Below are 20,751 nucleotides of genomic sequence, written 5' to 3'. Positions count from 1 at the left end.
GATCCGTTGACTGTGCGGTGATGCGCTACATGGTGATCGATATGCGCAGGTATTTCAATAAAGATGCATGATTTGTGCGCAATTTGTGCCTTGGGGCGACAAGATCGCATGCCTCTTGCATCTAGGCCCGCCTATCGTCTCCCAGGAAGGGGATGGCCGCGCACGGCAGGCCCCACCGTTGAGGGAGGGCAGACATGACGCAATCGGACAGCTACGTATTTCAGGTGATCGCGCGTGCGGTCTGGGATCACCAAGCCGAAACGGTCTTCGGCCTGATGGGTGACGCCAATCTCTTCATGATCGATCACTATGTCCGGGAATGCGGCGGCCGCTTCGTTCCGGCGGCCCATGAAGGCAGCGCCGTGCTGATGGCGCTTGCCTATGCTCACGTGCAGGATCGGGTCGGTGTCGCCTCGATCACACACGGGCCTGCACTCACCAATTGTGTCACCGCATTGACCGAAGGCGCGCGGGGCGGCATTCCGCTCGTGCTGTTGGCGGGCGATACACCGGTGCTGCATCCAAGACATCTCCAGAGCATCGACCAGCGCGAGGTCGTCAAGGCCACCGGCGCCGGGTTCGAACAGATGCGCGCACCGGAAACGGCCACCCAGGATGTCGCGCGGGCCTTTTATCGGGCCCGTGCCGAGAGGCGACCGATTGTCCTCAATATGCCCGCAGACTTCATGTGGCACCGGCAACCTTACGAGGCCTTCCGTCATGCCGTTTTTGACGCGCCGGCCCTTGTTCCCGAGGGTGACGCCCTCGATACGGCAATCGGCATGATCGCGTCGGCGAAGCGCCCGCTGATCCTGGCGGGTGCCGGAGCATGCCGTGCGCGGGATCAGATCATCCGTCTCGCGGATCGCCTCGAAGCACCGCTCGCCACCACGCTGAAGGCGAAGGGACTGTTTTCCGGACATCCGTTCAACATGGAGATCTTCGGCACGCTTAGCACGCCGGCTGCCTACGGCGTGATGGCCAAGGCCGATTGCATCATCTGCTTTGGATCCGGCCTGCATGATTTTACCACCGACCGCGGTACGCTGCTGCGTGGCAAGCGGCTTGTGCAGGTGGAGGTCGATCCGCGCAAGATCGGCCACAACCTGCATCCCGATGTCGCCCTGGTCGCGGATGCGGGGCTCACGGCGGACAATATGGTCTACTGGCTGGATCAGGCCGAGATCCCGCCAAGCGGATTTACCCATGAACTGGACATCACGGCCTTGACCGCGCATCCGTCGGGCGACCGGGAGAAGGCGAAACCGGGCAGCGTCAACTATGTCTGGGCTTTGGAAGCGCTGGAGCAGAGCCTTCCCGACAAACGGGTTCTCGTCACGGATGGTGGCCGGTTCATGACCGAGGTCTGGTGCCGAATCTCCGCCCCCGATCCCGGCAGCTTCCTGGTGACGGCGAATTTCGGTTCGATCGGGCTCGGTCTGCAGGAAGCGATCGGAGCAGGCATTGCCGCTCCAGACAGGCCTGTCGTGCTCTTTACCGGTGACGGCGGCTTCATGATGGGCGGCATCAACGAGTTCAATACCGCAGTCCGGCTCGGCCTCGATCTCATCGTCATCCTGTGCAACGATTCCGCCTATGGCGCCGAGCATATCCAGTTCGTCGACCGCAAGATGGACCCGGGTCTGACGACCTTCGAATGGCCATCCTTTGCCGCTGTTGCCAATGCGCTCGGCGGTCGCGGGATCGTGGTGACATCTGCTGATGAACTTGATCTGGCAATCGAGGCGATTGCGGATCGCAAGGTGCCGTTGCTGATCGAGCTTCGCCTTGATCCGAATGACGTGCCGCGCATGCGGACCTGATTGCCACCCATATGTCCTTCGGGTGGATGATCGGGGCACACGATCTGCCGCGTGCCCCGATCATTGTTGCGGTGTTACTGCGTTGGGCCTTCGTTCAGGCCGACCTTGTCGACCAGCTCCGAAGCGACCTTGCGGTTGGCGGCGATCTCTGCGAGCGGCAGCGGATCGGCCTTGATCGGGCCAAAGCCGGCGACAATCTCGGAAACCTTGGCATTTGCGCCGACCGGATATTCGAAGACCTGCTCGGCATAGATCGACTGTGCCTCGTCGGACGCCAGGAATTCCATCAGCTTGACGGCATTGTCCTTGTTCGGCGCATTCTTGGTCAGCGCCATGCCGGAGATGTTGACATGGGTGCCGCGATCGCCAGCATTCGGGAAGAGAACCTTGACCGAAGCGGCCCAGTCCTTTTCTTCCGGCTCCTTCTCGTTGGTCTTCATCAGACCGAGATAATAGGTGTTGGCGAGGCCGAGATCGCATTCGCCGGCATGGATGGCCTTGGCCTGGGCGCGGTCGTTGCCATCAGGCTTCTTGACGAGGTTCTGCTTCAGGCCGGCGAGCCACTTTTCAGTGTATTCTGCACCGTGATGGGCAACCATCGAGGCGAACAGGCCGATATTGTAGGCGTGCTGGCCGTCGCGCATGCAGATGCGGCCCTTCCACTTCGGGTCGGCGAGCTCTTCATAGGTGATCGCATCTTCGGAAACGCGGTCCTTGGAGGCATAAAGCACGCGGCCACGGGTCGTCAGGCCAAACCAGTTGCCTTCGGGATCGCGATACTGCGCCGGGATTTGGCTGTTGATGCCCTCGTCGGCCAGCGGCTGCGTGACGCCACCATCCTTGGCTTCGGTCAGGCGAGCGATGTCGACTGTCAGGATGACGTCTGCCGGCGAGTTTGCGCCTTCAGCCGTAATACGTTCGACCAGGCCCTTGTCCAGGAAGAGCACATTGGTCTTGATGCCCGTTTCCTTGGTGAAGGCGTCCGTCAGCGGCTTGATCAGCTCCGGCTGGCGGTAGGAGTAGATGTTGACTTCGCCATCGGCAAAGGCCGCGCCGGCTGACATGGCCAGCATGGAGACGGTACCGAGGGTGAGCGTGCGGATTGATGACATCGAAGAAGCCTCCCTTGTTGCTTTCTTGAGGCGCATATTCATGAATTGATATAAGCTGTCAATTCCAGTCGACTTTGCTCACGGATACGTGAGTCGAGAACTTGAGTATTTTGGAATTGTTCAAAACTGCAAAAGGCGCTATATAAGCCTTCTGAAAACAGAGGAATCGTGCATGCGTTTGACAAAGCAGACAAATTACGCCGTGCGCATGCTCATGTATTGCGCAGCCAACAACACTCAGTTGAGCCGAATTCCGGAAATTGCCAAGGCCTATGGCGTCTCTGAACTCTTCCTTTTCAAGATTCTTCAGCCTCTCAACAAGGCCGGTCTGGTCGAGACCGTTCGTGGCCGCAATGGCGGTGTTCGCCTTGGCCGCCCCGCCGAAAAGATCACGCTGTTTGATGTCGTCAAGGTCACGGAAGACAGCTTCGCCATGGCCGAGTGTTTCGAGGATGATGGTGAGGTCGAATGCCCGCTGATCGACAGCTGCGGCCTGAACTCGGCTCTGCGCAAGGCGCTCAACGCCTTTTTCGACGTTCTGTCGGAGTATACGATCGATGACCTGGTCAAGGCCCGCCCGCAGATCAACTTCCTGCTCGGGATAGACGATCTTCAGCCGCGTCGGGTTGTCCAGGCCCCCGCCGCCTGACCCCCAGCTTCATCGCTGACTTGCGAAACCCGCCTATAGGCGGGTTTTTCTTTGTTGATCAGGTGTTTGCGCTCGGCTTGCGTCGCCGCCCGTCTGTGCTACGCTTACGTGAACGGCAATTTAAATCTGATTAATTTAGATGGCTGTGAATGTACCGCCGCGCAACTGCGGCTCTCTGGGGGGAGAGAATGTACGATTACGTGATCATCGGGGGAGGCTCGGCCGGTTCCGTTCTTGCGGCGCGCCTGAGTGAAGATCCGTCCGTCACGGTATGCCTGCTGGAGGCTGGTGGCCGCGGCGATGGCCTTTTTGCCCGTGTGCCGATGGCCGCGGCGGCCGTCGTTCCCGGCCACGTCAAGAGCAGCAATTGGCGGTTTTCCACCGTGCCGCAGAAAGAGCTGAACGGGCGCATCGGCTATCAGCCCCGCGGGCGGGGTCTTGGCGGATCGAGCCTGATCAACGCCATGCTCTATGTTCGCGGCCACGCACGGGACTATGACGAATGGGCCGATCTCGGCTGCGAAGGCTGGTCCTGGGATGAGGTTCTGCCCTGGTTTCGCAGGGCCGAAGACAATATCCGCGGGGCTGATGATCTCCATGGACGCGGTGGCCCGCTTCAGGTCTGCGACCAGAACTGGACAAGGCCGATCAACCAGGCTTTCCTGAAAGCCTGCGAGCAGAACGGCCACCGGCAGAACGACGATTTCAACGGACCGCAACAGGAAGGTGCTGGCGTCTATCAGGCCACCCAGTTCTGGAATGGCCCCAAACGTGGCGAGCGATGCTCGGCCGCCGCCGCCTATCTGCACGATGTCCTGCAAAGGCGGAACCTGACGGTTGTCACAGAGGCCCATGTTGCGCGCATCATCGTCGAGCAGGGCAGGGCAGTGGGCGTTGCCTATCGTCGCGGAAAGGAGGAGCGCGTCGTGCGTGCTGGTCGGGAGGTGCTGCTCTCGGCCGGTGCGCTGCAATCGCCCCAGATCCTGATGTTGTCGGGCATCGGCCCTGCCGATCATCTTGCGTCCTGCGGAATTCCGGTGGTGCTCGATCGGCCACAGGTCGGTGAAAACCTGCAGGACCACCTGGATTACACGGTGATCTTTCGCTCGCCCGATACCGACATGTTCGGATTTGGCATGACGGGGACCCGAGACCTCTTCAAGGCTGCGATGGAATGGCGAAACGAGCGCATGGGGCATCTGAGATCCACCTGCGCCGAATCGGGTGCCTTCCTGAAGACCGACCCCGCCCTCGATCGCCCTGATATCCAGCTGCATTTCCTTGTTGCCATGGTCGACGATCATGCCCGCAAGATGCACTGGGGCCATGGCTACTCCTGCCATGTCTGCATGCTGCGTCCGCATTCGCGCGGCACTGTCCGGCTGGCCAGCGCCGATCCGCTTGCCGCCCCCCTGATCGATCCCGCCTTCCTGTCGGACCCACGCGATCTTGTCACCCTGCGCAAGGGCGCTCGGATGATGGCCGAGATCATGGCAGCGCCTGCCTTCGACCGCTATCGTGGCCGTGAAGTCTATCCTGCCGGCAGCACGGATGCCGAACTGGATGCCGCCATCCGGGCCCGGGCGGATACGATTTATCACCCGGTGGGCACCTGCCGCATGGGGTCCGACGCCGATGCTGTGGTCGATCCGGCACTCAAGCTCAATGGCATCGCGGGGCTGCGTGTCGTCGATGCCTCCGTCATGCCGCGCCTGATCGGAGGCAACACGAATGCGCCCGTGATCATGATGGCCGAGAAGATCGCGGCATCTATTCGTTCAGAGCAGCGGCCCGCAAAAGAGCGCGGGGCGGCGAGAGACGCAGCCAGCAAGAGCGGATTGCATTTCGCCTGAACCTTCCTATTGTCGCGTCCTTTGGACGAGGGGTCAGGAAGAGGAAGAGAATGCCGCAGGAAAACGTGCCCGCTGCCCCGCAGGCGGTGATCGTCATGGGCGTCAGTGGCTGCGGCAAGTCTTCGGTCGGAGAGGCGCTGGCACAGCGGCTCGGGCTTTCCTTCATTGAAGGCGACGTGCTGCATCCGGAAAGCAATGTCGCGAAGATGGCGGCCGGAACGCCGCTCACCGATGAGGATCGCTGGCCCTGGCTGTCTGTGATCGGCGAGCGGATGGCGGATGCCTTGTCGCGCGGCGAGGGCATCGTCGTTTCCTGCTCGGCGCTGAAGACGATCTACCGCGACCACCTGCGCGCCGCGACCGGCGGCCGCCTGTCTTTCGTCTATCTCGAAGGATCGCGGGACTTGCTCGGCCGCCGCATGGGCGCCCGCTCCGGCCATTTCATGCCGCTGGCACTGCTCGACAGCCAGCTTGCGACGCTCGAAGTGCCGACCGGCGAGCCCGGCGTGGTCACTGTCACCATCGATCAGCCGGTCGAGGGCATCGTTGCCGACGCCCTCAAGGGTCTTGGTGCCTGAAGTCTGAGGCTCAGCCTTCGTAGCCCATCAGCGGACCGTAAAGCTCCGGACGACGGTCGCGGAACAGGCCCCAGCTGGCGCGCTGACGGGCAATGCCGTCGAGATCGAAGGTCGCGGTCAGCACCGTCTCCGTCTCTCGATCGGCGGTCGCCACCATCGCGCCGGTCTGGTCGCAGATGAAGGACGAGCCGTAGAAGGTGAGCGACGTCCCCTTGCGACCGTCTTCCTTGCCGATCCGGTTGGAGGCGATGACAGGCATGACATTGGCCGCAGCATGACCCTGCATGACGCGCTGCCAGTGGCTGGAACTGTCGATGCTCGCATCCTGCGGCTCCGAGCCGATCGCGGTCGGATAGAAGAGCAGTTCCGCCCCCTGCAGCGCCATGGCGCGGGCCGCCTCCGGGAACCACTGGTCCCAGCAGATGCCGACGCCGATCGCCGCATGCCGGGTCTCCCAGACTTCGAAACCGGTATCGCCGGGCGAGAAGTAGAACTTCTCGGTATACCCGGGACCATCAGGAATATGGCTCTTGCGATAGATGCCGAGTACGTCGCCGGTCGCATCGACGATGGCCACGCTGTTGAAGAAGGTCTGCCCCGCCTTCTCGAAGAAGCTGACGGGAATGACCACGTTCAGCTCTTCGGCCAGTGATGCGAAGTGCTCGATCAAGGCATTGTCATGCGCAGGCTTTGCGAGATCGAAAAACTCCGCGACCTGATCCTGGCAGAAATAGGGTGCCTCGAACAGCTCCTGGATCAGCACGATCTGCGCGCCCTTGGCGGCAGCGTCACGCACGAGCTTTTCGGCCCGTGCAATATTGGCGGGCAGATCCCATGTGCAGGCCATCTGCGTGGCGGCGACGGTGACGGTGCGGGTCATCTATTCTCTCCTTATACGCCGAGCCGGTCACGCAGACCGTAATACCAGGCGCCGAGCGCAGTAAACGGCACGCGGAAAATGCGGCCACCGGGGAAGGGGTAGGCCTGCAGCGACGACCAGACATCGAAGCGGCTCATCTGGCCATGCACGGCCTCGCCGAGGATCTTGCCGAGCAGATGCGTGGTCGTCACCCCGTGGCCGCTGTCGCCATGCGAGAAGTAGACGGTGTCCGACAGCTTGCCCATATGCGGGATGCGCGTCAGCGTCAGCGCGAAATTGCCGCTCCAAGCATAGTCGATTTTCACGTCCTTCAGTTGCGGGAAGGTCTTCAGCATGTTCGGCCGGATGACGCCGGTCAGGTTGCTCGGATCCTGCCCGCCATAGCCGATGCCGCCACCATAAAGCAGGCGGTTGTCGGCGGTGCGGCGGTAGTAGTCGAGCACGTAATTGGCATCTTCGACGCAGTAATTGGAGGGCAGCAGTTCCTCGATCAGCTTGGCGTCCAGCGGCTCAGTCGCCATCACCTGGCTGGAAACCGGCATCATCTTCTCGGTCACCTTCGGCGCGATCCCGGCCATATAGGCATTGCCGCAGACGAGGATGTGCTTGGCCCTGACGATGCCGCCCTCGGTGCAGACGAAGGGCTGCGGGCCGGTGTCGAGATGCACAACCTTGGAATTCTCGAAGATCTTGGCACCGAGGCTTTCGGCCGCTGCCGCTTCGCCGAGCACCAGGTCGAGCGGATGGATATGGCCGCCGTGGCGATCGATCATGCCGCCGACATAACGATCGGTTTTCGCATACTTGGCGACCTCGGCCTTGGAGACCATCTCCAGCCCGTCATGCCCGTGCTTCATCCAGTTCGCCCGGACGTCCGCCATCTCCTTCACCTGCTTGTCGGTGAAGGCTGCGAAGAAGCCACCGTCGACGAGATCGCATTCGATCCCGTATTTCGCCACGCGCTCGCGGATGATCCGGCCACCCTCGAGCGACATCTCGCCGAGCCGATCCGCCTTTTCCTGACCGTAGCGTTTGGCAATCGTTTCAAGATCACGGCTATAGCCGTTGACGATCTGGCCGCCATTGCGACCCGAAGCGCCGAAGCCGATGCGATCGCCTTCGAGAACGATGACGGCATAGCCCTTTTCCGACAGCTCAAGGGCTGCCGAAATGCCGGTAAAGCCGGCGCCGATGATGCAGATATCGGCCGTGTGCTGGCCATCCAGTTTCGGGCGCACCCGCTTGTCGCGGGCAGAGGCTGCGTAATACGTGGCCGCATGGCCGGGATTGGGTCCGATCGACTTTGTCATGGCTTCACCTCACACGGTCCGGATATAGGCGTCGTATTCGACGTCGGTCACACGCAGCGAGAACTCCGAGAGTTCCTGCTGCTTGCAGGCGGTATAAAGGCTTCGATATTTCGGCCCGAGCGCCGCATAGGCGAAGCTCGATTTGGCAAAGCGCTGCAGGGCGTAGTCCCAGTTGGTCGGCAGCGGCTCGTGGTTGACGGCATGGTCGTCGCCGGAGATCGCGCCACCGGGCGAAAGCTTCTCCTTCATGCCGGCGAGTGCCGCCGACAGGATCATCGCCAGAACGAGATAGGGATTTGTGTCGGATCCCGCGACGCGATGTTCGATGCGGGTCGCAGGCTTCGACGCGGTGATGACGCGCACGGCGGCAGACCGATTGTCGAAGCCCCAGGATGCATAGGTCGGCGCATGTTCGGACGGGCGCAGCCGGCGATAGGAGTTCTGGTGCGGTGCAAAGATCGCCATGCTCTCGCCCATGCTTTCGAGAAGCCCGCCGACCGAATGGAAGAGGGCGTCCGATGGGCCGTTCTCGCCGACATAGATGTTCTCGCCCTTCTCGTTGAGAACGGAGAAATGCACATGCATGCCGCTGCCGGCCTGGGTGCCGTAGGGCTTGGCCATGAAGGTGGCGTCGAGATCGCTGGCGCGTGCCACGCCCTTGACGATGCGCTTCAGGAGCACCGCATAGTCGGCAGCCGCCAGCGCGTCCGGCACGTGGTTGAGGTTGATCTCATACTGGCCAGGGCCGTTCTCACGCAGCGTCGTGTCGGCCGGCACGTTCTGCGCTCGGGCGGCCGTCGAAATGCCGTGGAAGACCTCTTCGAAGTCCTGCAGTTCGGAGATCGACAGCACCTGCGTCTGGCCGGTGTGCCAGCGCCCATCTCGGGTGTTCGGCGGGCGCACCGGGTCGAGCGCCGAGCGCACCGGGTCGATCAGGTAGAATTCGAGTTCTGTGGCAACGACCGGCGTCAGTTTCGCCGCCTTGAAGCGGTCGAGCACATGGCCGAGCACCTGACGCGGGTCGGCATAGAAACTCTCGCCTTCCGGGGTGTACATCTGCAACAGCACCTGCGCCGTCGGGCGCGACAGCCAGGTCACGCGCGACAGTGTGCCGGGGACGGGGAAGCAGATGCCATCAGGATCGCCCGTACCTTCGGCAAGGCCCGCCGCATTGACGTCACGGCCCCAGACGTCGAGCGCATAGACGGAGCGCGGCATCGCCATGCCCTTGGTCAACACGTCGATGGCCCGCTCGCGTGGGATCCACTTGCCGCGTGGGACGCCGTTCACGTCGATGACGAATGCTTCAAGTACTTCAATATCGGGATTTGCCGCGAAGAATTCGCGTGCCTCTTCGGCCATGTCCATGGATCACCGTGTGGCTGATGTCGATCGGGTTCGAAACGCGCAATGGAGCGCGAACGGATGCTGGTCCGCTAACGATAGACGCTTTTCGCGTTATGGATCAAACACCGGCGCATGCCACTGTCCGTCTTTCCTGATCCCCTCGACCGGCGGCGTTCTTGCGACGCGTGCTTCGTTCCGGCCTGTTTCCACCGGGAAACAATTTGATCAAATTATTCGGAATGAGTACCACCTCGGCGCCAAAAAGGCTAGCCCCCTGAGAAGGGGGCTAGAAAAGCTTTGTTTTTCAGGGGCGAAAACGCTCAGGGCTCCAGGCCTTGGCGTCGATGAATGTCTTTTCCCCATCCATCATTTCCCCGATTAGACGGCCCGTCACGGGCCCCAGCGTCAGGCCGTGATGCGCATGCCCGAAGGCAAACCACATGCCCTCGTGGCGCGGCGCCTTGCCGATGACCGGCATCATGTCGGGCGTGCAGGGGCGGGCACCCATCCAGGGATCGGCGTCCAGCCGGTCGGCGAGCGGGAAGATCTCGCGCGCCACCTTTTCCGCCCGGGCGAGCTGGACGGGAGACTTGGGCGCATCGCGATTGGCAAATTCCGCACCCGTCGTCAGGCGGATGCCCTTCTCCATGGGTGCCAGGAAATAGCCGCGCTCGGCATCCATGGTCCAGTTGTTGAGAACAGCATTGCCTTCGGGCGCGTAATGCATGTGGTAGCCGCGCTTGACGCCGAGCAGGAAGCGGTAGCCGAATTTGCGGGTGACTTCCTCCGACCAGGGGCCAAGTGCCAGCACCACATCGTCGCCCTCGACCATGCCGTCATCGGTCTTCACGCGCCAGCCCTTGCCGGAAGCGCCCGTTTCCAGCGATGTGGCATCACCCTTGACGAAGCGTCCACCGAGCGACTGGAAATAGGTAAGATAGGCTTGCGTCAGACCATGCGGATTGGTGACCGACCAGGGGTCGTTCCACTTCAGACCGCCGACGAAGTCGCCCCGGATATGCGGCTCTTCCTTGGCAAGCTCTTCGCGGTTGAGCGCCCGGTAGCTGACGCCGTATTCGCGCGCGAGGCGAGCCGCTTCGGCAAGCTCGGTGTCGCGCTTGGCCGTCGTCCGGAAGATCTCCATCCAGCCGTCCTTGCGGATCAGGTGGTCGGCTTTGGCAGCCTGGATCAGGTCCTGATGCTCGGTGATCGAGTTTTCGATGAGCGGCGCATAGGCGCGGGCAATCACCTCATGCCGGCTCTTGTTCGAATGCCACCAGTAGCGCGACAGGAACGGCACGAGCTTCAGGATGGCGCTCGCATGATAATGCGCATCGATCCGATTGTTGAAACCGTAGCGGATCAGCATGCCAAGTTCCTGCGGAAAGCCGTAGGGCACGACGCCCTCGCGCTGGATCAGGCCCGCATTGCCGAAGGAGGTTTCCTCGCCGGCACCCCGGCGATCCACCAGCACCACCGAACGCCCCCGACGGGCGAGATGGATGGCTGTGGAAACGCCGATGATGCCGGCGCCGAGCACGAGGGTGACCTTGGACATGGGAGTTGAATTCCTGCAGGTGGGATTACGCGGTCAAGGATGCATTTCAGCCTATTGCGGCGCAAACGAAAAATCGCCGCATTTGCCGCAATCCTCAAAATCCTTGCCGGATCCGAATCATGCGATATCTCTCGCCCATGCGAAGGCAACTACCGAAGGAAATGCGATGCGCCTCCTCATTCTTGCCCTCGCCTGGCTGATGGTCGCGATCGGTGTCATCGGTGTCTTCCTGCCGGTGCTGCCGACGACGCCCTTCATGATCCTCGCCGCCGCACTCTTTGCACGCTCCTCGCCGCGTTTCGAGCAGTGGCTTCTTGATCACCCGCGCTACGGCCAGCCCCTGATCGATTGGCGTCGGGAGGGGGCGATTTCCCTGAGGGCGAAGATAGCGTCCGTGTCGTTGATGGCCGTGAGCTATGGTATCGTGGTGTTTGCGGGTCCGCCGCAGGTCTGGCTGAAGCTTATCGTTGGCGCGATCCTCGTCGCCTGCGCGGCCTTTATCCTCAGCCGGCCTGTGCCAGGGCGCTGACACCGATCGCCTCGCCGCCCGCGAGCAGCGAGTGGGCCGCTGACAGCGCCTGGACCTGGCGAGCCGGTTGTGGTCGACCGAAGAAATAGCCCTGACCCTCTTCGCAGCGCATCGCCGCCAGCATTTCGCATTGCAAAGCGTTCTCCACGCCTTCGCAGACGACCTTGAGACCGAGACCATGCGCGAGTGTCGTCACGGCCTGCACGATTGCCTGGGCGGTCGGATCGCTCACCATGTCGCGAACGAAGGATTGATCGATCTTCAGCTTGTCGAGCGGCAGGCTCGAAATGTAGCCGAGCGACGAATAGCCTGTACCGAAGTCGTCGAGCGCGATGGTCACGCCGAGCGCGTGCAGGGCCTCCAGCGTCGCAAACAGTTCCTCCGAACGTTCGATCAAGATCGACTCGGTGATCTCCACATGCAGGCGGTTCGGCGCAAGCCCACTCTTCGCGAGGGCAGCGCGGATATCAGCGAGCAGATCTCCGCGCTGGAACTGCACGGGCGAGATGTTGACCGCCACGCTGACATGGGAAGGCCAACCGGTAGCCGCCCTGCAGGCTTCCGTGAACATGAATTGCCCGAGATCACAGATGAAGCCGTTCGCTTCCGAGATGCTGATGAATTCCGCCGGCGAGATCATGCCCAGCACCGGGTGTTGCCAGCGCAGCAGGGCTTCCGCCCCGATCAGCCGACCGGTGGTGAGAGAAACCTGGGGCTGGTAGAGCAGGAAGAACTCGCCCTGTTCGAGGCTGTTGCGCATTTCCGCCTCCAGCAGGCGCGAACGCGCGCGTCGAAGGGCAGATGTCGGGTCATACGCCCGCCACCCGCTGCCACCGACGCGTTTTGCCTCGCTCAGCGCAAGCTCGGCGGCTTCCAGCCACTTGCCTGGATCGCCGATTTCGACCGTTCCGCTGCATGCTCCGACGCGGGCATTCAGCTCGATCTTCATCCCGTCGACGCCGAAGGGAGTTTCGAACAGTGCGAGAAGCCTTGTCGCGCTCTCTGCAAGGCCCTGTTCATCATCGATGCCGGGGGTGGCAAGGCAAAGAATGTCGCCGGCGAGGCGTGCGGTCAGACCGCCGATCCCGGCATGGCGGCGCAGTCTTGCGGCCACGGCCTGCAGGACTGCGTCTCCCTTTTCTCGCCCGAGCGTCTCGTTGAGGTGAGCGAAACGGTGCAGGTCGATCGCAAACACGGAGAAACCGGTACCCACCTGTGTCATCGCTTCGCAGAGGCCCCGGCGGGTCATGAGGCCGGTGAGGTCGTCGACCCGCGCCATCTCCTCTAGCTTGGTTTCATAGAGGCGCCGTGCGGTCACGTCGCGAAGGCTGATGCAAATCACATGGGAGCCGACGGACGAAAGCCCGCGACCTCCACGGGTCTCGAAGGGCGAGATCGTGATGGCCGCTTCAAGGTGCCGGCGACCCTTTCGCCCCGGCAGGTCGAGGGCCACCTGCTCGCTGTGCATCTGCGCCGGCTCCGCCATGTGCCGCGCTTCTACAGCCAGAACGGCATCCATCAGGGCTGTCGGCGCAAAGCTCGCAAGGTTGCTGCCACGGATGAGCGGCTCGTCTCGTTCCAGCATCCCGGCCAGTGTCTGGCTTGCATCCAGCAGCGCAAATCTCTGGTCAAGGACAACGACGGGATCCACACTGTCCCGGATCACCTGCTTGAGGACCCGACGGATGTCGCGGTTCTCGGCAATGGCCAACTCTGCCAGCCAGCCGTTGAGGCCGATCTTCTCGGCCATCAGCATGACGAAACCGTAGCCGAGGAGTAGCCAAAGACTGGCGGTGTGGAAGACGAGTGCCTCATGTTTGTACAACAGGAAAGCCCCGGCTTCCCCGACCGTGATCAACGCGGCGGCGCCGGCGAGCGGGACGGCGAGCGAAAGCCGGTGAAAAGCCAGTGTATAGGCGATGACAAGCGCGGCGAGCAGCACGGCGATCGGCTCGCTCCGCAGTGGCTTGAGCTGCCGTTCCTGGACCAGCGTTTCTGCCGCCAGGATATGCAGCATGGGCCCGCTGAGAATACCGTAGACGGGCACGGCAAAGAGGTCCTTCAGCTCCGTCGCATAAGCTCCGACCACCACCGCCTTGCCCTGGATCTCCTCCGCTCTGACGGTGCCGGCGAGAATGTCCGAGACCGAAAACGTCGGAACGCTTTCCGGACGAATGGAAAAATCGATGTCGAGGCGGCTGGTGCGCGCGTCGCTGTAGCCGGCAAGCACGGCGGCTGCGGCCTGCGTGGGGACACCGTCGATGATCCCGGAAACGACAAACGACCGCATCAGCCCGTCGGCATCGAGGGCAACATCCACGAGCGCGGGCCATGCGCGGTCGGCAAAAAGCGGAATGGGTTGCGTCAGCGAGAGCTCACCGGTCGGTTTCGTCCCGAAGTGCTGCCGGAACATCGGCAGTATGACACCGCCGCCAGCCGCCTCAAGCGCCTGCGCCAGCCGCAGATCCCCTTCGGGTCTGGAGGGGGTGCTGAAGTCGATGTCGAGGAATATGTCGCGAGCGCCGGCCGCACTCAGCTTGTCGATCAGGTCGGCATGCACCTCGCGTGGCCATGGCCATATCCCAACCTCCGTCAAACTCTTCTTGTCGATGGCTGCAAAGACATAGTCGCCGGAGGCTGTCCGGGGCGCGCCCGATGCGCGGAACTCGACCAGCTCGTTGTCCAGGTGTTGCACCACCGAAAGGGAGGGCAGCAGGAAGGGCAGCGCCATGATCACGGCAATCATGACGAAACGGATAGAAGCCAGAGACGACAACAGGGTTCCGCGCGATGCCATGAGGTCGCCCGTCATGCGCAGACCAGGCGCATGCACGGTTCCAAGCATGCGGCCTTAGTCATCGTCGTCATCCTTGTCCTTATCCTTACCCTTGCCGTTTCCGCCGGCATTGCCGTTCCCGTTTCCGCCGGCATTGCCGTTCCCGTTTCCGCCGGCATTGCCGTTCCCGTTTCCGCCGGCATTGCCGTTCCCGTTTCCACCGGCATTGCCGTTACCGTTGCCACCGGAATTGCCGTTTCCGTTGTCGCTTCCGGTTCCGTTGCCCCCGGCGTTGCTGTTCGACGAGCTCTTGCTCTTTTCCGCGCCTGTCTCGCTCTGGGGCGTCTCTGTCGACGCACTGGTGACCTGGGACGTCGCAGCAGGCTTGCCGGTCATGGTAGCAGGAACCCGCGGCTTGGATGGAGCGACCCGCGTGATGCGTGGTTTTGCGCCAAGGCCGGCAACCGTCATGCCTGATCCATCCACACGCGCACCCTGGCCTGCACCGAGATCGCTGCGTTCTCCGCTCTCGAAGCTGGTGACCTGCACCAATCCGCGATCGACGGCGACCGCAGCATTGCCCGCGCCGACTTCCACCGTGAAGCGGGTGCCTTTCACGACTGCGGCGAGAAACGGCGTCTGCACAGTCGTGTGTGGCTGTTGCCTTTTTTCGATTTCGAGACTGATTTCGCCGACCTGCTGCACGACCTCGGTCTTTCGGGTCGCGCCGCCGCCGCGTGTGATGATGGCAGCCAGAGTGTTGGGCTGGAAGGCGATGCTTTCGCTGCCGCGCACGAGTTGCAAGCGCCCTCGCGGTCCGGTCGAGATCCATGCCTTGTTCGGAACGCTCATGCCCTTGCGCAGAGGAATCCACGTCGTCTTGTCGAGCGTGTAGGTCACCTGGATCGTCGCCCTTACCGCGACCCATGTGTCCGGGGCGGTCGAAAGTGCCCCGGGAACAGACAGGGTGAGCAGGCAAAGGATAGTGGAAACGAAAAGGCGCATGATGGGTTCTCCCTGGAGACCCTAATTGAGCATGGTATTCTTAAGATTCCTCTGAAGTTTGTGGGTCGATTTTACCAGCTGTCTCGTTTTTGCACTTGCGTGTGGGGAGTTATGTATAAATTGCAATGGTTGCATGGCGCTGGTTTCGGCAGGACCGGCCTTGGATAATTGAGAAGGAAAGGGCAGATGCGGACGGCCTATCCCGCATAGCGGCGAAGGAATCGCGTATCGTTCCAGTGCTTCCAAATTGCCACCCAGCGCCCTGAAGCAGCGAGGTCCCACTTGTCGGCAATCGCCCTCCCGTCGGCGAGAGAGATCAGCGCCAGCCATCGCCTTTGCGGTCGAAAGGCCTGCAACTCCTCACCGCACAGACTCCGGCGGATGTTATCGGCCAACACCGGTCCCTGACGGACGGCGAAGACGCCGGCCTTGGGCCGTGGATCGGGCAGAGAGGCGACATCACCGGCTGCGAAGACGTCGGGATGTGACAGCGATCGCAACGCAGGATCGACGCGGATGAAGCCGCTGGCATCGAGGGCAAGTCCAGTTTCGCCAAGCCAGCTTGGTGCGCCGCTCGATGTCGTCCAGACCACGTCGTCGACCGTCAGCCTGCGCCCGTCGCGGGCGACAAGTTCGCCCGCGCGAAAGCCCGTCACGTCGAAATCTGGATGATGCGCAATGCCGGCGCGCTCGAGTTCCCGTTCCACCATCCGGCGAGCGAGGCGGCTGCGTTCGGCAACGACGTCGCCGGCCCGTCCTGCGAGCAGGATCTCCACCCGGCTTCGCCCCAGTCTTCTTTGCAGGGCAAAGGCCATCTCCACCCCGGCGACACCTTGCCCGACGATGGCGAGCCGCAGCGGACCCGTCTTGTCGGCGACAAGTGCGTCGAGTTGTTCCAGACGCTGCGTGAAGCTCGCGATCGGCTTGACCGAGATACCGCCGGACACTCCGGGCGGAAGCGATGGCGTCGAGCCGATATCGACGGACATCAGGGAGTAGTCGAGCACTCGTCCGTCAGAAAGGCTGACCTGTCGTCGCTCCGGATCGATCCCACGCGCGGTTGTCGCAAGGAAGGTGACCCCGTAGCGGGCGCACAGCGCCACGAGATCAATGTGAAAGTCCTCGAAGCGATACTGGCCGCTCACATATCCGGGCAGCATGCCGGAATAGGGCGCGTGCCGTGACGGTGAGATGAGGATGATCTCGCGACCGAGATCGTCGATAAGCCCGAGCTGCCTGATAACCTCGACATGCGCGTGGCCGCCGCCGAGCAGAATGATCGGCTTGTCCCGTGGGTCGGGTTCACCCATGGCCGTCCCCGTTCGCTCCGATACGGTGCACGCCGCCGCCCGCCACCTCGGCATCGGCTTCGTCATGGGTCACCAGGATGACGGGCAGCTCGGCGGCCCGGGCTCGCTCGAACACCAGGCTGCGCATTTGAACGCGCAACTCCATGTCCAGTTTCGAAAACGGCTCGTCGAGCAGCAGCACCCGGGGCCGGGAAACCAGCACGCGGGCCAGCGCGACACGCGCCTTCTGCCCGCCCGACAGGGTTGCCGGGTCGCGATCCTCGAAACCGGCCAGATCCATGTCTGCAAGGATCTCGGCGGCCATGCGCCAGCGCTCGCGCCGATCCCGGATGTCGGGCGGGATGGCGAAGGCGACATTGGCACCGACCGACATGTGCGGAAAGAGCAGTGGATCCTGGAACAGGATGCCCGCCCGCCGCTCCGCGGGCGGCAGCGCAAGCAGATCCACGCCCGCGGCATGGACCTCGCCCCGTGCGGCAAAGGCCGGATCGAGGAAGCCGCCTATGAAGGAAAGCAATGTCGATTTGCCGGAGCCGGATGGGCCCATCACCGTCAGCACCTTGCCCGGCGCGATGCGCTGGGAGAGCGCGATCAGAGGCCTGTCGTCAAGGCGGATCTCCACGTCCGCCAACGTCAGTCCCTTGGCTCTGTTATCGTGCAGCATCGCTCAGACCCTCATTTCGCGTCTATTGCGGTGGAGAACCGCTGGCAGGAGCGCCGCCAGGGTGAAGGCGAGGAAGGGCAGGATGGTCTGCAGCAGGGCATAGACTCCGATGACGCGACGGTTGTTGCCGGAAGCGAGGGCGACGGCCTCGGTGGTGATCGTTGCAAGACGACCCTCACCGATCAGCAGTGTGGGCAGATACTGCCCGATGGAGACCGCCAGACCAACGGCGCCTGCCGTCAGGATTGGACGGATCAGCATCGGTAGCCGGATCGAAAGCAAGACGGCCATGCGCGACTTTCCGAGCGCCGTGGCGATGATCTCGTAGCGCCGGTCGAGGGCTCGCCAGGGCTCGGCAAGGGAAAGGTAGACATAGGGCAGGACGAAGACCAGATGCACGAGGATGAGCGCAGCCAGTCGATGTTGGCTGCCACTGCCGATGAACAGCAGTTGCAGGCCGAAAACGAAGGAGATTTGCGGCACGATCAGCGGCAGGTAGAGGATGAACAGGCTGCGCTCTCCGCCGGTTCGCCCCGTATCCGTCTCGCGTTCGAGGCATCCGAGCGAAAGCGTGACGGCGATCAGCGTCGAGACGCATCCGATGACCAGCGTCGTCACCAGAGGATCGACGATGCGTGGCAGGGCACTCATCCAGCTCCGAAGGGTGAGCGCTTGCGGCAAAAGGTCTGGAAACTGCCACAGCCCGGCCACGGACCAGAGGGCCAGGAGGCCGATGCCGGCAAACACGGTTCCGCCGATGGCGCCAACCGAGATCGCCGACATGAGGCGCAAGCCGCCATCGTGAACGAAGCGCAATCCGCCTTCCCGGCAGAGGCGGAGCAGGATACCGCTCAAGCGTTCCAGCCCTTTCCAGAGGATCAGAGCGCCAAGTGTGACCGAAAGCTGCAGCACGGCACCTGCGGATGCGAGGAACCGCGCCGAAAGATCAGGGTCGTTCATCCACTGGACCAGTCGAGTGGCCAGCGTGCCGGGAAGGTTGGGGCCCAGGATCAGGGCCATATCCACCACCGAGGTCGAATAGGCGATGACGGCGTAGACGGCAAAGCGGATCTGCCGGTAGAGCGCTGGCCATAACAGGTAGACGAAACCCGCGATCCGCCCGTAGCCGAAGGACGCCGCCAGCCTGCGGGCCGAGCCGAGATCGACCTGCGGCAGGGCGGCGAGCGTGACCAGAAACAGGAACGGTGTTTCCTTGATGACCAGGCCCGCGATCATCGCCAACCCCATCGGATCATGCGGGATGAGGATGTCAGGTGGACGGTCGATGCCCAGCAAGGGGGCCACCAGACGGATGAGGTAACCCGAAGGTGCGATCAGGAAGGCGAGCCCGAATGCCGCCGCCGCATGCGGCACGGCGAGCAGCGGCGAAAGCAGATGCTGCAAACGAGAGAGCGCGGGTGTCCCGGCAAAGCCCGCGATGAAGATCAGGGTCGTGATGAGCGAAAGCGCGGTGGCAACCAGTCCTGTCGCAAGGCTAAGCAGGACGGCAGACGAGAGACCCGGCGTGGCGAAGAGGGCGCGGAAGCTGTCGAGGCCGAGCTCGTGTCCGCCGAGTGCCGGCAGGTAGCCGAATGCGGGCAGCAGCGTGCCGAGCAGACCGAAGCTGATGGGCAGCACCAGGAATGCAAGCGTCAGGAACACCGCACTTCTGGCGACGAGCGCCACCCCTCGATCCTCGACGGCACGATCCATCCGCAGCGCCCCTGACACCGGTCAGTTGCCGCTGGCGTAGCGTCGCCGCCATTCGGCCTCGATCCGGTCCATCCAGCTCGCATGCGGCTCGGCGATGACAGGTCCGAGCGCGTCGGGAGCAAGCGTGGCGACGCCGAGGTCGAGTGACTGGAAGGCCGCACGCTCGGTGTCCGGCAGCTTGCTCATGGATAGCACGGTCGGATCACCCCAGTAGGTTGGATCCTGCTTGCGCATCTGGGCTTCCGGGGAGATCAGGAAGTTCGCGGTCAACAGCGCCGCCTCCTTGGCCTTTGCATTATAGGGGATCGCGACGAAATGGGTGTTGCCGAGTGTGCCACCGGAGAAGGTGAACGAGCGGACCGTGTCCGGCAGTTCGCCGGTCTTGATCCCCGCCGAGGCTTCCGCCGGATTGAAGGCGAAGATGATGTCGAGTTCCCCGTCGGCGAGCTTCTGCTTCATGTCAGGATAATTCTGCGGAAAGGCCTTGCCCCCGCGCCATGCCACCGGGTGCAACTGGTCGAGATAGGCAAACAGCGGTTCGACATCACGCTCGAAGCTGGCCTCGTCGACAGGCCGTGCAAGCTTCGCCGGATCGTCGATCACTTCGCTCAGCACCTGCTTGAGGAAAGAGGATCCGATGAAATCGGGCGGCGCCGGATAGGAAAAGCGGCCGGGGTTCTTCTTTGCAAAGTCGAGCAGTTCGGCCGCGCTATCCGGCACAGTGCCGGCATCCGTTCTGGCACTGTCATAGAAGAAGACCATCTTGGCGCCCCCCCAGGGGCTTTCCAGTCCCTCCGTTGGTTCGGTGAAATCCGTGAGGATGGTCGGCTGGTTCTCGACGTCCACATATTGCCAGTTGGGCAGCGATGTCGCCCAGCCCGGCGTCAGGAGCAGTCCCTGCTTCTTCATCGACACGAAGTTCTCGCCGTTGATCCAGATGAGATCGACGGAGCCGCCTTCGCTCTTTCCGGCGGCCTTTTCGGCCAGCACCTTCGCCACCGCACTCGCGGTATCGTCGAGCTTCACCTGGATGACCTCGACGCCGTAGCGCCTCTGCATTTCGCCACCCACCCATTCGAGATAGGCGTTGATGTTTTCCGATCCGCCCCAGGCGTTGAAGTAGACCGTCTGTCCCGAGGCGGCCTTCTCGATTGCAGCCCAGTCCTTGAGGTCAGGACTCGCTGCGGTCGCGGAGATAGCACTTGCGGCCGCGATCACGCCGGCGGCGAGAAGTTGGGTGATGAAGCGCATATTCTGTCGTTCTCCCTTTTGGCGACCGGATGACACGCGGTGTCCCGGTCCTTTTGACTACGCCACCGAGATCCAGCGGATCTCACGGTCGCTTGCCGAATTTGGCACGTCTTTGCGCCAGTGCGGCCATGATGTCGTCCCCGATGACCGTGTCGTCGGGGACATCTGCCTCACGGGTCAGTTTCTGGGTGGCCCGCATCTGTTGGATGAAGGCTCGACAGCCTCGGCACATCACCAGATGCAGCTTCATGTTGAGGCGCTCCCAATGGCCGAGCTCACCGTCGATCAGTCGATCGGCACGCTCTGCGACTTCGCGGCATCGCAACATTTCAAGAATCCTTGTCTTGATCATGCATACGAAGACTCCCGCCTGAGCCGTTCGTTACACTGCGG

General features: G+C 62.6%; 17 protein-coding genes. 5 read left to right on the top strand and 12 right to left on the bottom strand.

The window, feature by feature from the left end:
- Positions 1–194 precede the first annotated feature (194 nt).
- Positions 195–1,823: a thiamine pyrophosphate-binding protein gene (locus J2045_RS03655; protein ID WP_307369522.1), complete on the top strand. Its 1,629-nt coding sequence runs from the start codon at positions 195–197 to the stop codon at positions 1,821–1,823.
- 74 nt (positions 1,824–1,897) lie between these two features.
- Here the strand turns inward: J2045_RS03655 and J2045_RS03650 are convergent, their stop codons facing one another.
- Positions 1,898–2,896: a Fe(3+) ABC transporter substrate-binding protein gene (locus J2045_RS03650; RefSeq protein WP_307370086.1), complete on the bottom strand. Its 999-nt coding sequence runs from the start codon at positions 2,894–2,896 to the stop codon at positions 1,898–1,900.
- 211 nt (positions 2,897–3,107) lie between these two features.
- Here J2045_RS03650 and rirA point away from each other — a divergent pair, with 211 nt between their 5' ends.
- From rirA to J2045_RS03635, 3 genes are all read left to right on the top strand, one after another.
- On the top strand, positions 3,108–3,584 hold the full coding sequence (gene rirA / locus J2045_RS03645) for an iron-responsive transcriptional regulator RirA (protein WP_166600735.1): 477 nt from the start codon (positions 3,108–3,110) through the stop codon (positions 3,582–3,584).
- Between the two features lie 188 nt (positions 3,585–3,772).
- Positions 3,773–5,437 carry a GMC family oxidoreductase gene (locus J2045_RS03640; RefSeq protein ID WP_307369520.1) on the top strand — a complete coding sequence of 555 codons (1,665 nt, stop codon included), beginning with the start codon at positions 3,773–3,775 and terminating at the stop codon, positions 5,435–5,437.
- 50 nt (positions 5,438–5,487) lie between these two features.
- The gene (locus tag J2045_RS03635; RefSeq protein WP_307369518.1) at positions 5,488–6,015 is read left to right on the top strand and encodes a gluconokinase; all 528 of its coding nucleotides are present in this window, start codon (positions 5,488–5,490) and stop codon (positions 6,013–6,015) included.
- Between the two features lie 10 nt (positions 6,016–6,025).
- Here the strand turns inward: J2045_RS03635 and aguB are convergent, their stop codons facing one another.
- The 4 genes from aguB to J2045_RS03615 all read right to left on the bottom strand — a co-directional run bounded on the left by aguB (position 6,026) and on the right by J2045_RS03615 (position 11,110).
- On the bottom strand, positions 6,026–6,895 hold the full coding sequence (gene aguB / locus J2045_RS03630; RefSeq protein ID WP_307369516.1) for an N-carbamoylputrescine amidase: 870 nt from the start codon (positions 6,893–6,895) through the stop codon (positions 6,026–6,028).
- 11 nt (positions 6,896–6,906) lie between these two features.
- The gene (locus J2045_RS03625) at positions 6,907–8,205 is read right to left on the bottom strand and encodes an NAD(P)/FAD-dependent oxidoreductase (RefSeq protein WP_307369514.1); all 1,299 of its coding nucleotides are present in this window, start codon (positions 8,203–8,205) and stop codon (positions 6,907–6,909) included.
- 9 nt (positions 8,206–8,214) lie between these two features.
- Positions 8,215–9,573, bottom strand: coding sequence for a glutamine synthetase family protein (locus J2045_RS03620; RefSeq protein WP_307369511.1), 1,359 nt, complete (start codon positions 9,571–9,573; stop codon positions 8,215–8,217).
- A 283-nt stretch (positions 9,574–9,856) separates the two neighbouring features.
- A complete protein-coding gene (locus J2045_RS03615) occupies positions 9,857–11,110 on the bottom strand; it encodes an NAD(P)/FAD-dependent oxidoreductase (protein ID WP_307369508.1) in 1,254 nt (417 codons plus the stop codon).
- A 166-nt stretch (positions 11,111–11,276) separates the two neighbouring features.
- On the opposite strand from J2045_RS03615, the gene J2045_RS03610 reads away from it, so the two are divergent.
- Complete coding sequence (locus J2045_RS03610; protein ID WP_307369506.1) at positions 11,277–11,639, top strand: YbaN family protein; 363 nt, start codon at positions 11,277–11,279, stop codon at positions 11,637–11,639.
- On the opposite strand, the gene J2045_RS03605 is transcribed toward J2045_RS03610, so the two are convergent.
- From J2045_RS03605 to J2045_RS03575, 7 genes are all read right to left on the bottom strand, one after another.
- A complete protein-coding gene (locus tag J2045_RS03605) occupies positions 11,614–14,484 on the bottom strand; it encodes an EAL domain-containing protein (protein ID WP_307369503.1) in 2,871 nt (956 codons plus the stop codon). The two genes, J2045_RS03610 and J2045_RS03605, sit on opposite strands and share 26 nt — an antisense overlap.
- A gap of 6 nt (positions 14,485–14,490) precedes the next feature.
- On the bottom strand, positions 14,491–15,420 hold the full coding sequence (locus tag J2045_RS03600; RefSeq protein ID WP_307369501.1) for a FecR domain-containing protein: 930 nt from the start codon (positions 15,418–15,420) through the stop codon (positions 14,491–14,493).
- 197 nt (positions 15,421–15,617) lie between these two features.
- A complete protein-coding gene (locus J2045_RS03595) occupies positions 15,618–16,730 on the bottom strand; it encodes an FAD-dependent oxidoreductase (RefSeq protein WP_307369498.1) in 1,113 nt (370 codons plus the stop codon).
- On the bottom strand, positions 16,723–17,394 hold the full coding sequence (locus J2045_RS03590) for an ATP-binding cassette domain-containing protein (protein WP_307369496.1): 672 nt from the start codon (positions 17,392–17,394) through the stop codon (positions 16,723–16,725). Before J2045_RS03590 ends, J2045_RS03595 begins: the two co-directional genes overlap by 8 nt.
- 3 nt (positions 17,395–17,397) lie before the next feature.
- Positions 17,398–19,107 carry an ABC transporter permease gene (locus tag J2045_RS03585; RefSeq protein WP_307369493.1) on the bottom strand — a complete coding sequence of 570 codons (1,710 nt, stop codon included), beginning with the start codon at positions 19,105–19,107 and terminating at the stop codon, positions 17,398–17,400.
- Between the two features lie 21 nt (positions 19,108–19,128).
- Complete coding sequence (locus J2045_RS03580; protein ID WP_307369491.1) at positions 19,129–20,358, bottom strand: ABC transporter substrate-binding protein; 1,230 nt, start codon at positions 20,356–20,358, stop codon at positions 19,129–19,131.
- Positions 20,359–20,440: 82 nt separating this feature from the next.
- Positions 20,441–20,710: an anti-sigma factor family protein gene (locus J2045_RS03575; RefSeq protein WP_307369490.1), complete on the bottom strand. Its 270-nt coding sequence runs from the start codon at positions 20,708–20,710 to the stop codon at positions 20,441–20,443.
- Positions 20,711–20,751: the final 41 nt, after the last annotated feature.

This window comes from Peteryoungia aggregata LMG 23059 (genome assembly GCF_030814435.1).
Classification (GTDB): Bacteria; Pseudomonadota; Alphaproteobacteria; order Rhizobiales; family Rhizobiaceae; genus Allorhizobium; species Allorhizobium aggregatum.
This window is presented reverse-complemented; position numbering and strand designations above follow the sequence as displayed.

Bases quoted from the DNA above. Each gene is read 5' to 3' on its own strand.
- J2045_RS03655 (WP_307369522.1), top strand. From the start codon at position 195: ATGACGCAATCGGACAGCTACGTATTTCAGGTGATCGCGCGTGCGGTC.
- J2045_RS03650 (WP_307370086.1), bottom strand. From the start codon at position 2,896: ATGCTGGCCATGTCAGCCGGCGCGGCCTTTGCCGATGGCGAAGTCAAC.
- rirA (WP_166600735.1), top strand. From the start codon at position 3,108: ATGCGTTTGACAAAGCAGACAAATTACGCCGTGCGCATGCTCATGTAT.
- J2045_RS03640 (WP_307369520.1), top strand. From the start codon at position 3,773: ATGTACGATTACGTGATCATCGGGGGAGGCTCGGCCGGTTCCGTTCTT.
- J2045_RS03635 (WP_307369518.1), top strand. From the start codon at position 5,488: ATGCCGCAGGAAAACGTGCCCGCTGCCCCGCAGGCGGTGATCGTCATG.
- aguB (WP_307369516.1), bottom strand. From the start codon at position 6,895: ATGACCCGCACCGTCACCGTCGCCGCCACGCAGATGGCCTGCACATGG.
- J2045_RS03625 (WP_307369514.1), bottom strand. From the start codon at position 8,205: ATGACAAAGTCGATCGGACCCAATCCCGGCCATGCGGCCACGTATTAC.
- J2045_RS03620 (WP_307369511.1), bottom strand. From the start codon at position 9,573: ATGGACATGGCCGAAGAGGCACGCGAATTCTTCGCGGCAAATCCCGAT.
- J2045_RS03615 (WP_307369508.1), bottom strand. From the start codon at position 11,110: ATGTCCAAGGTCACCCTCGTGCTCGGCGCCGGCATCATCGGCGTTTCC.
- J2045_RS03610 (WP_307369506.1), top strand. From the start codon at position 11,277: ATGCGCCTCCTCATTCTTGCCCTCGCCTGGCTGATGGTCGCGATCGGT.
- J2045_RS03605 (WP_307369503.1), bottom strand. From the start codon at position 14,484: ATGCTTGGAACCGTGCATGCGCCTGGTCTGCGCATGACGGGCGACCTC.
- J2045_RS03600 (WP_307369501.1), bottom strand. From the start codon at position 15,420: ATGCGCCTTTTCGTTTCCACTATCCTTTGCCTGCTCACCCTGTCTGTT.
- J2045_RS03595 (WP_307369498.1), bottom strand. From the start codon at position 16,730: ATGGGTGAACCCGACCCACGGGACAAGCCGATCATTCTGCTCGGCGGC.
- J2045_RS03590 (WP_307369496.1), bottom strand. From the start codon at position 17,394: ATGCTGCACGATAACAGAGCCAAGGGACTGACGTTGGCGGACGTGGAG.
- J2045_RS03585 (WP_307369493.1), bottom strand. From the start codon at position 19,107: ATGGATCGTGCCGTCGAGGATCGAGGGGTGGCGCTCGTCGCCAGAAGT.
- J2045_RS03580 (WP_307369491.1), bottom strand. From the start codon at position 20,358: ATGCGCTTCATCACCCAACTTCTCGCCGCCGGCGTGATCGCGGCCGCA.
- J2045_RS03575 (WP_307369490.1), bottom strand. From the start codon at position 20,710: ATGATCAAGACAAGGATTCTTGAAATGTTGCGATGCCGCGAAGTCGCA.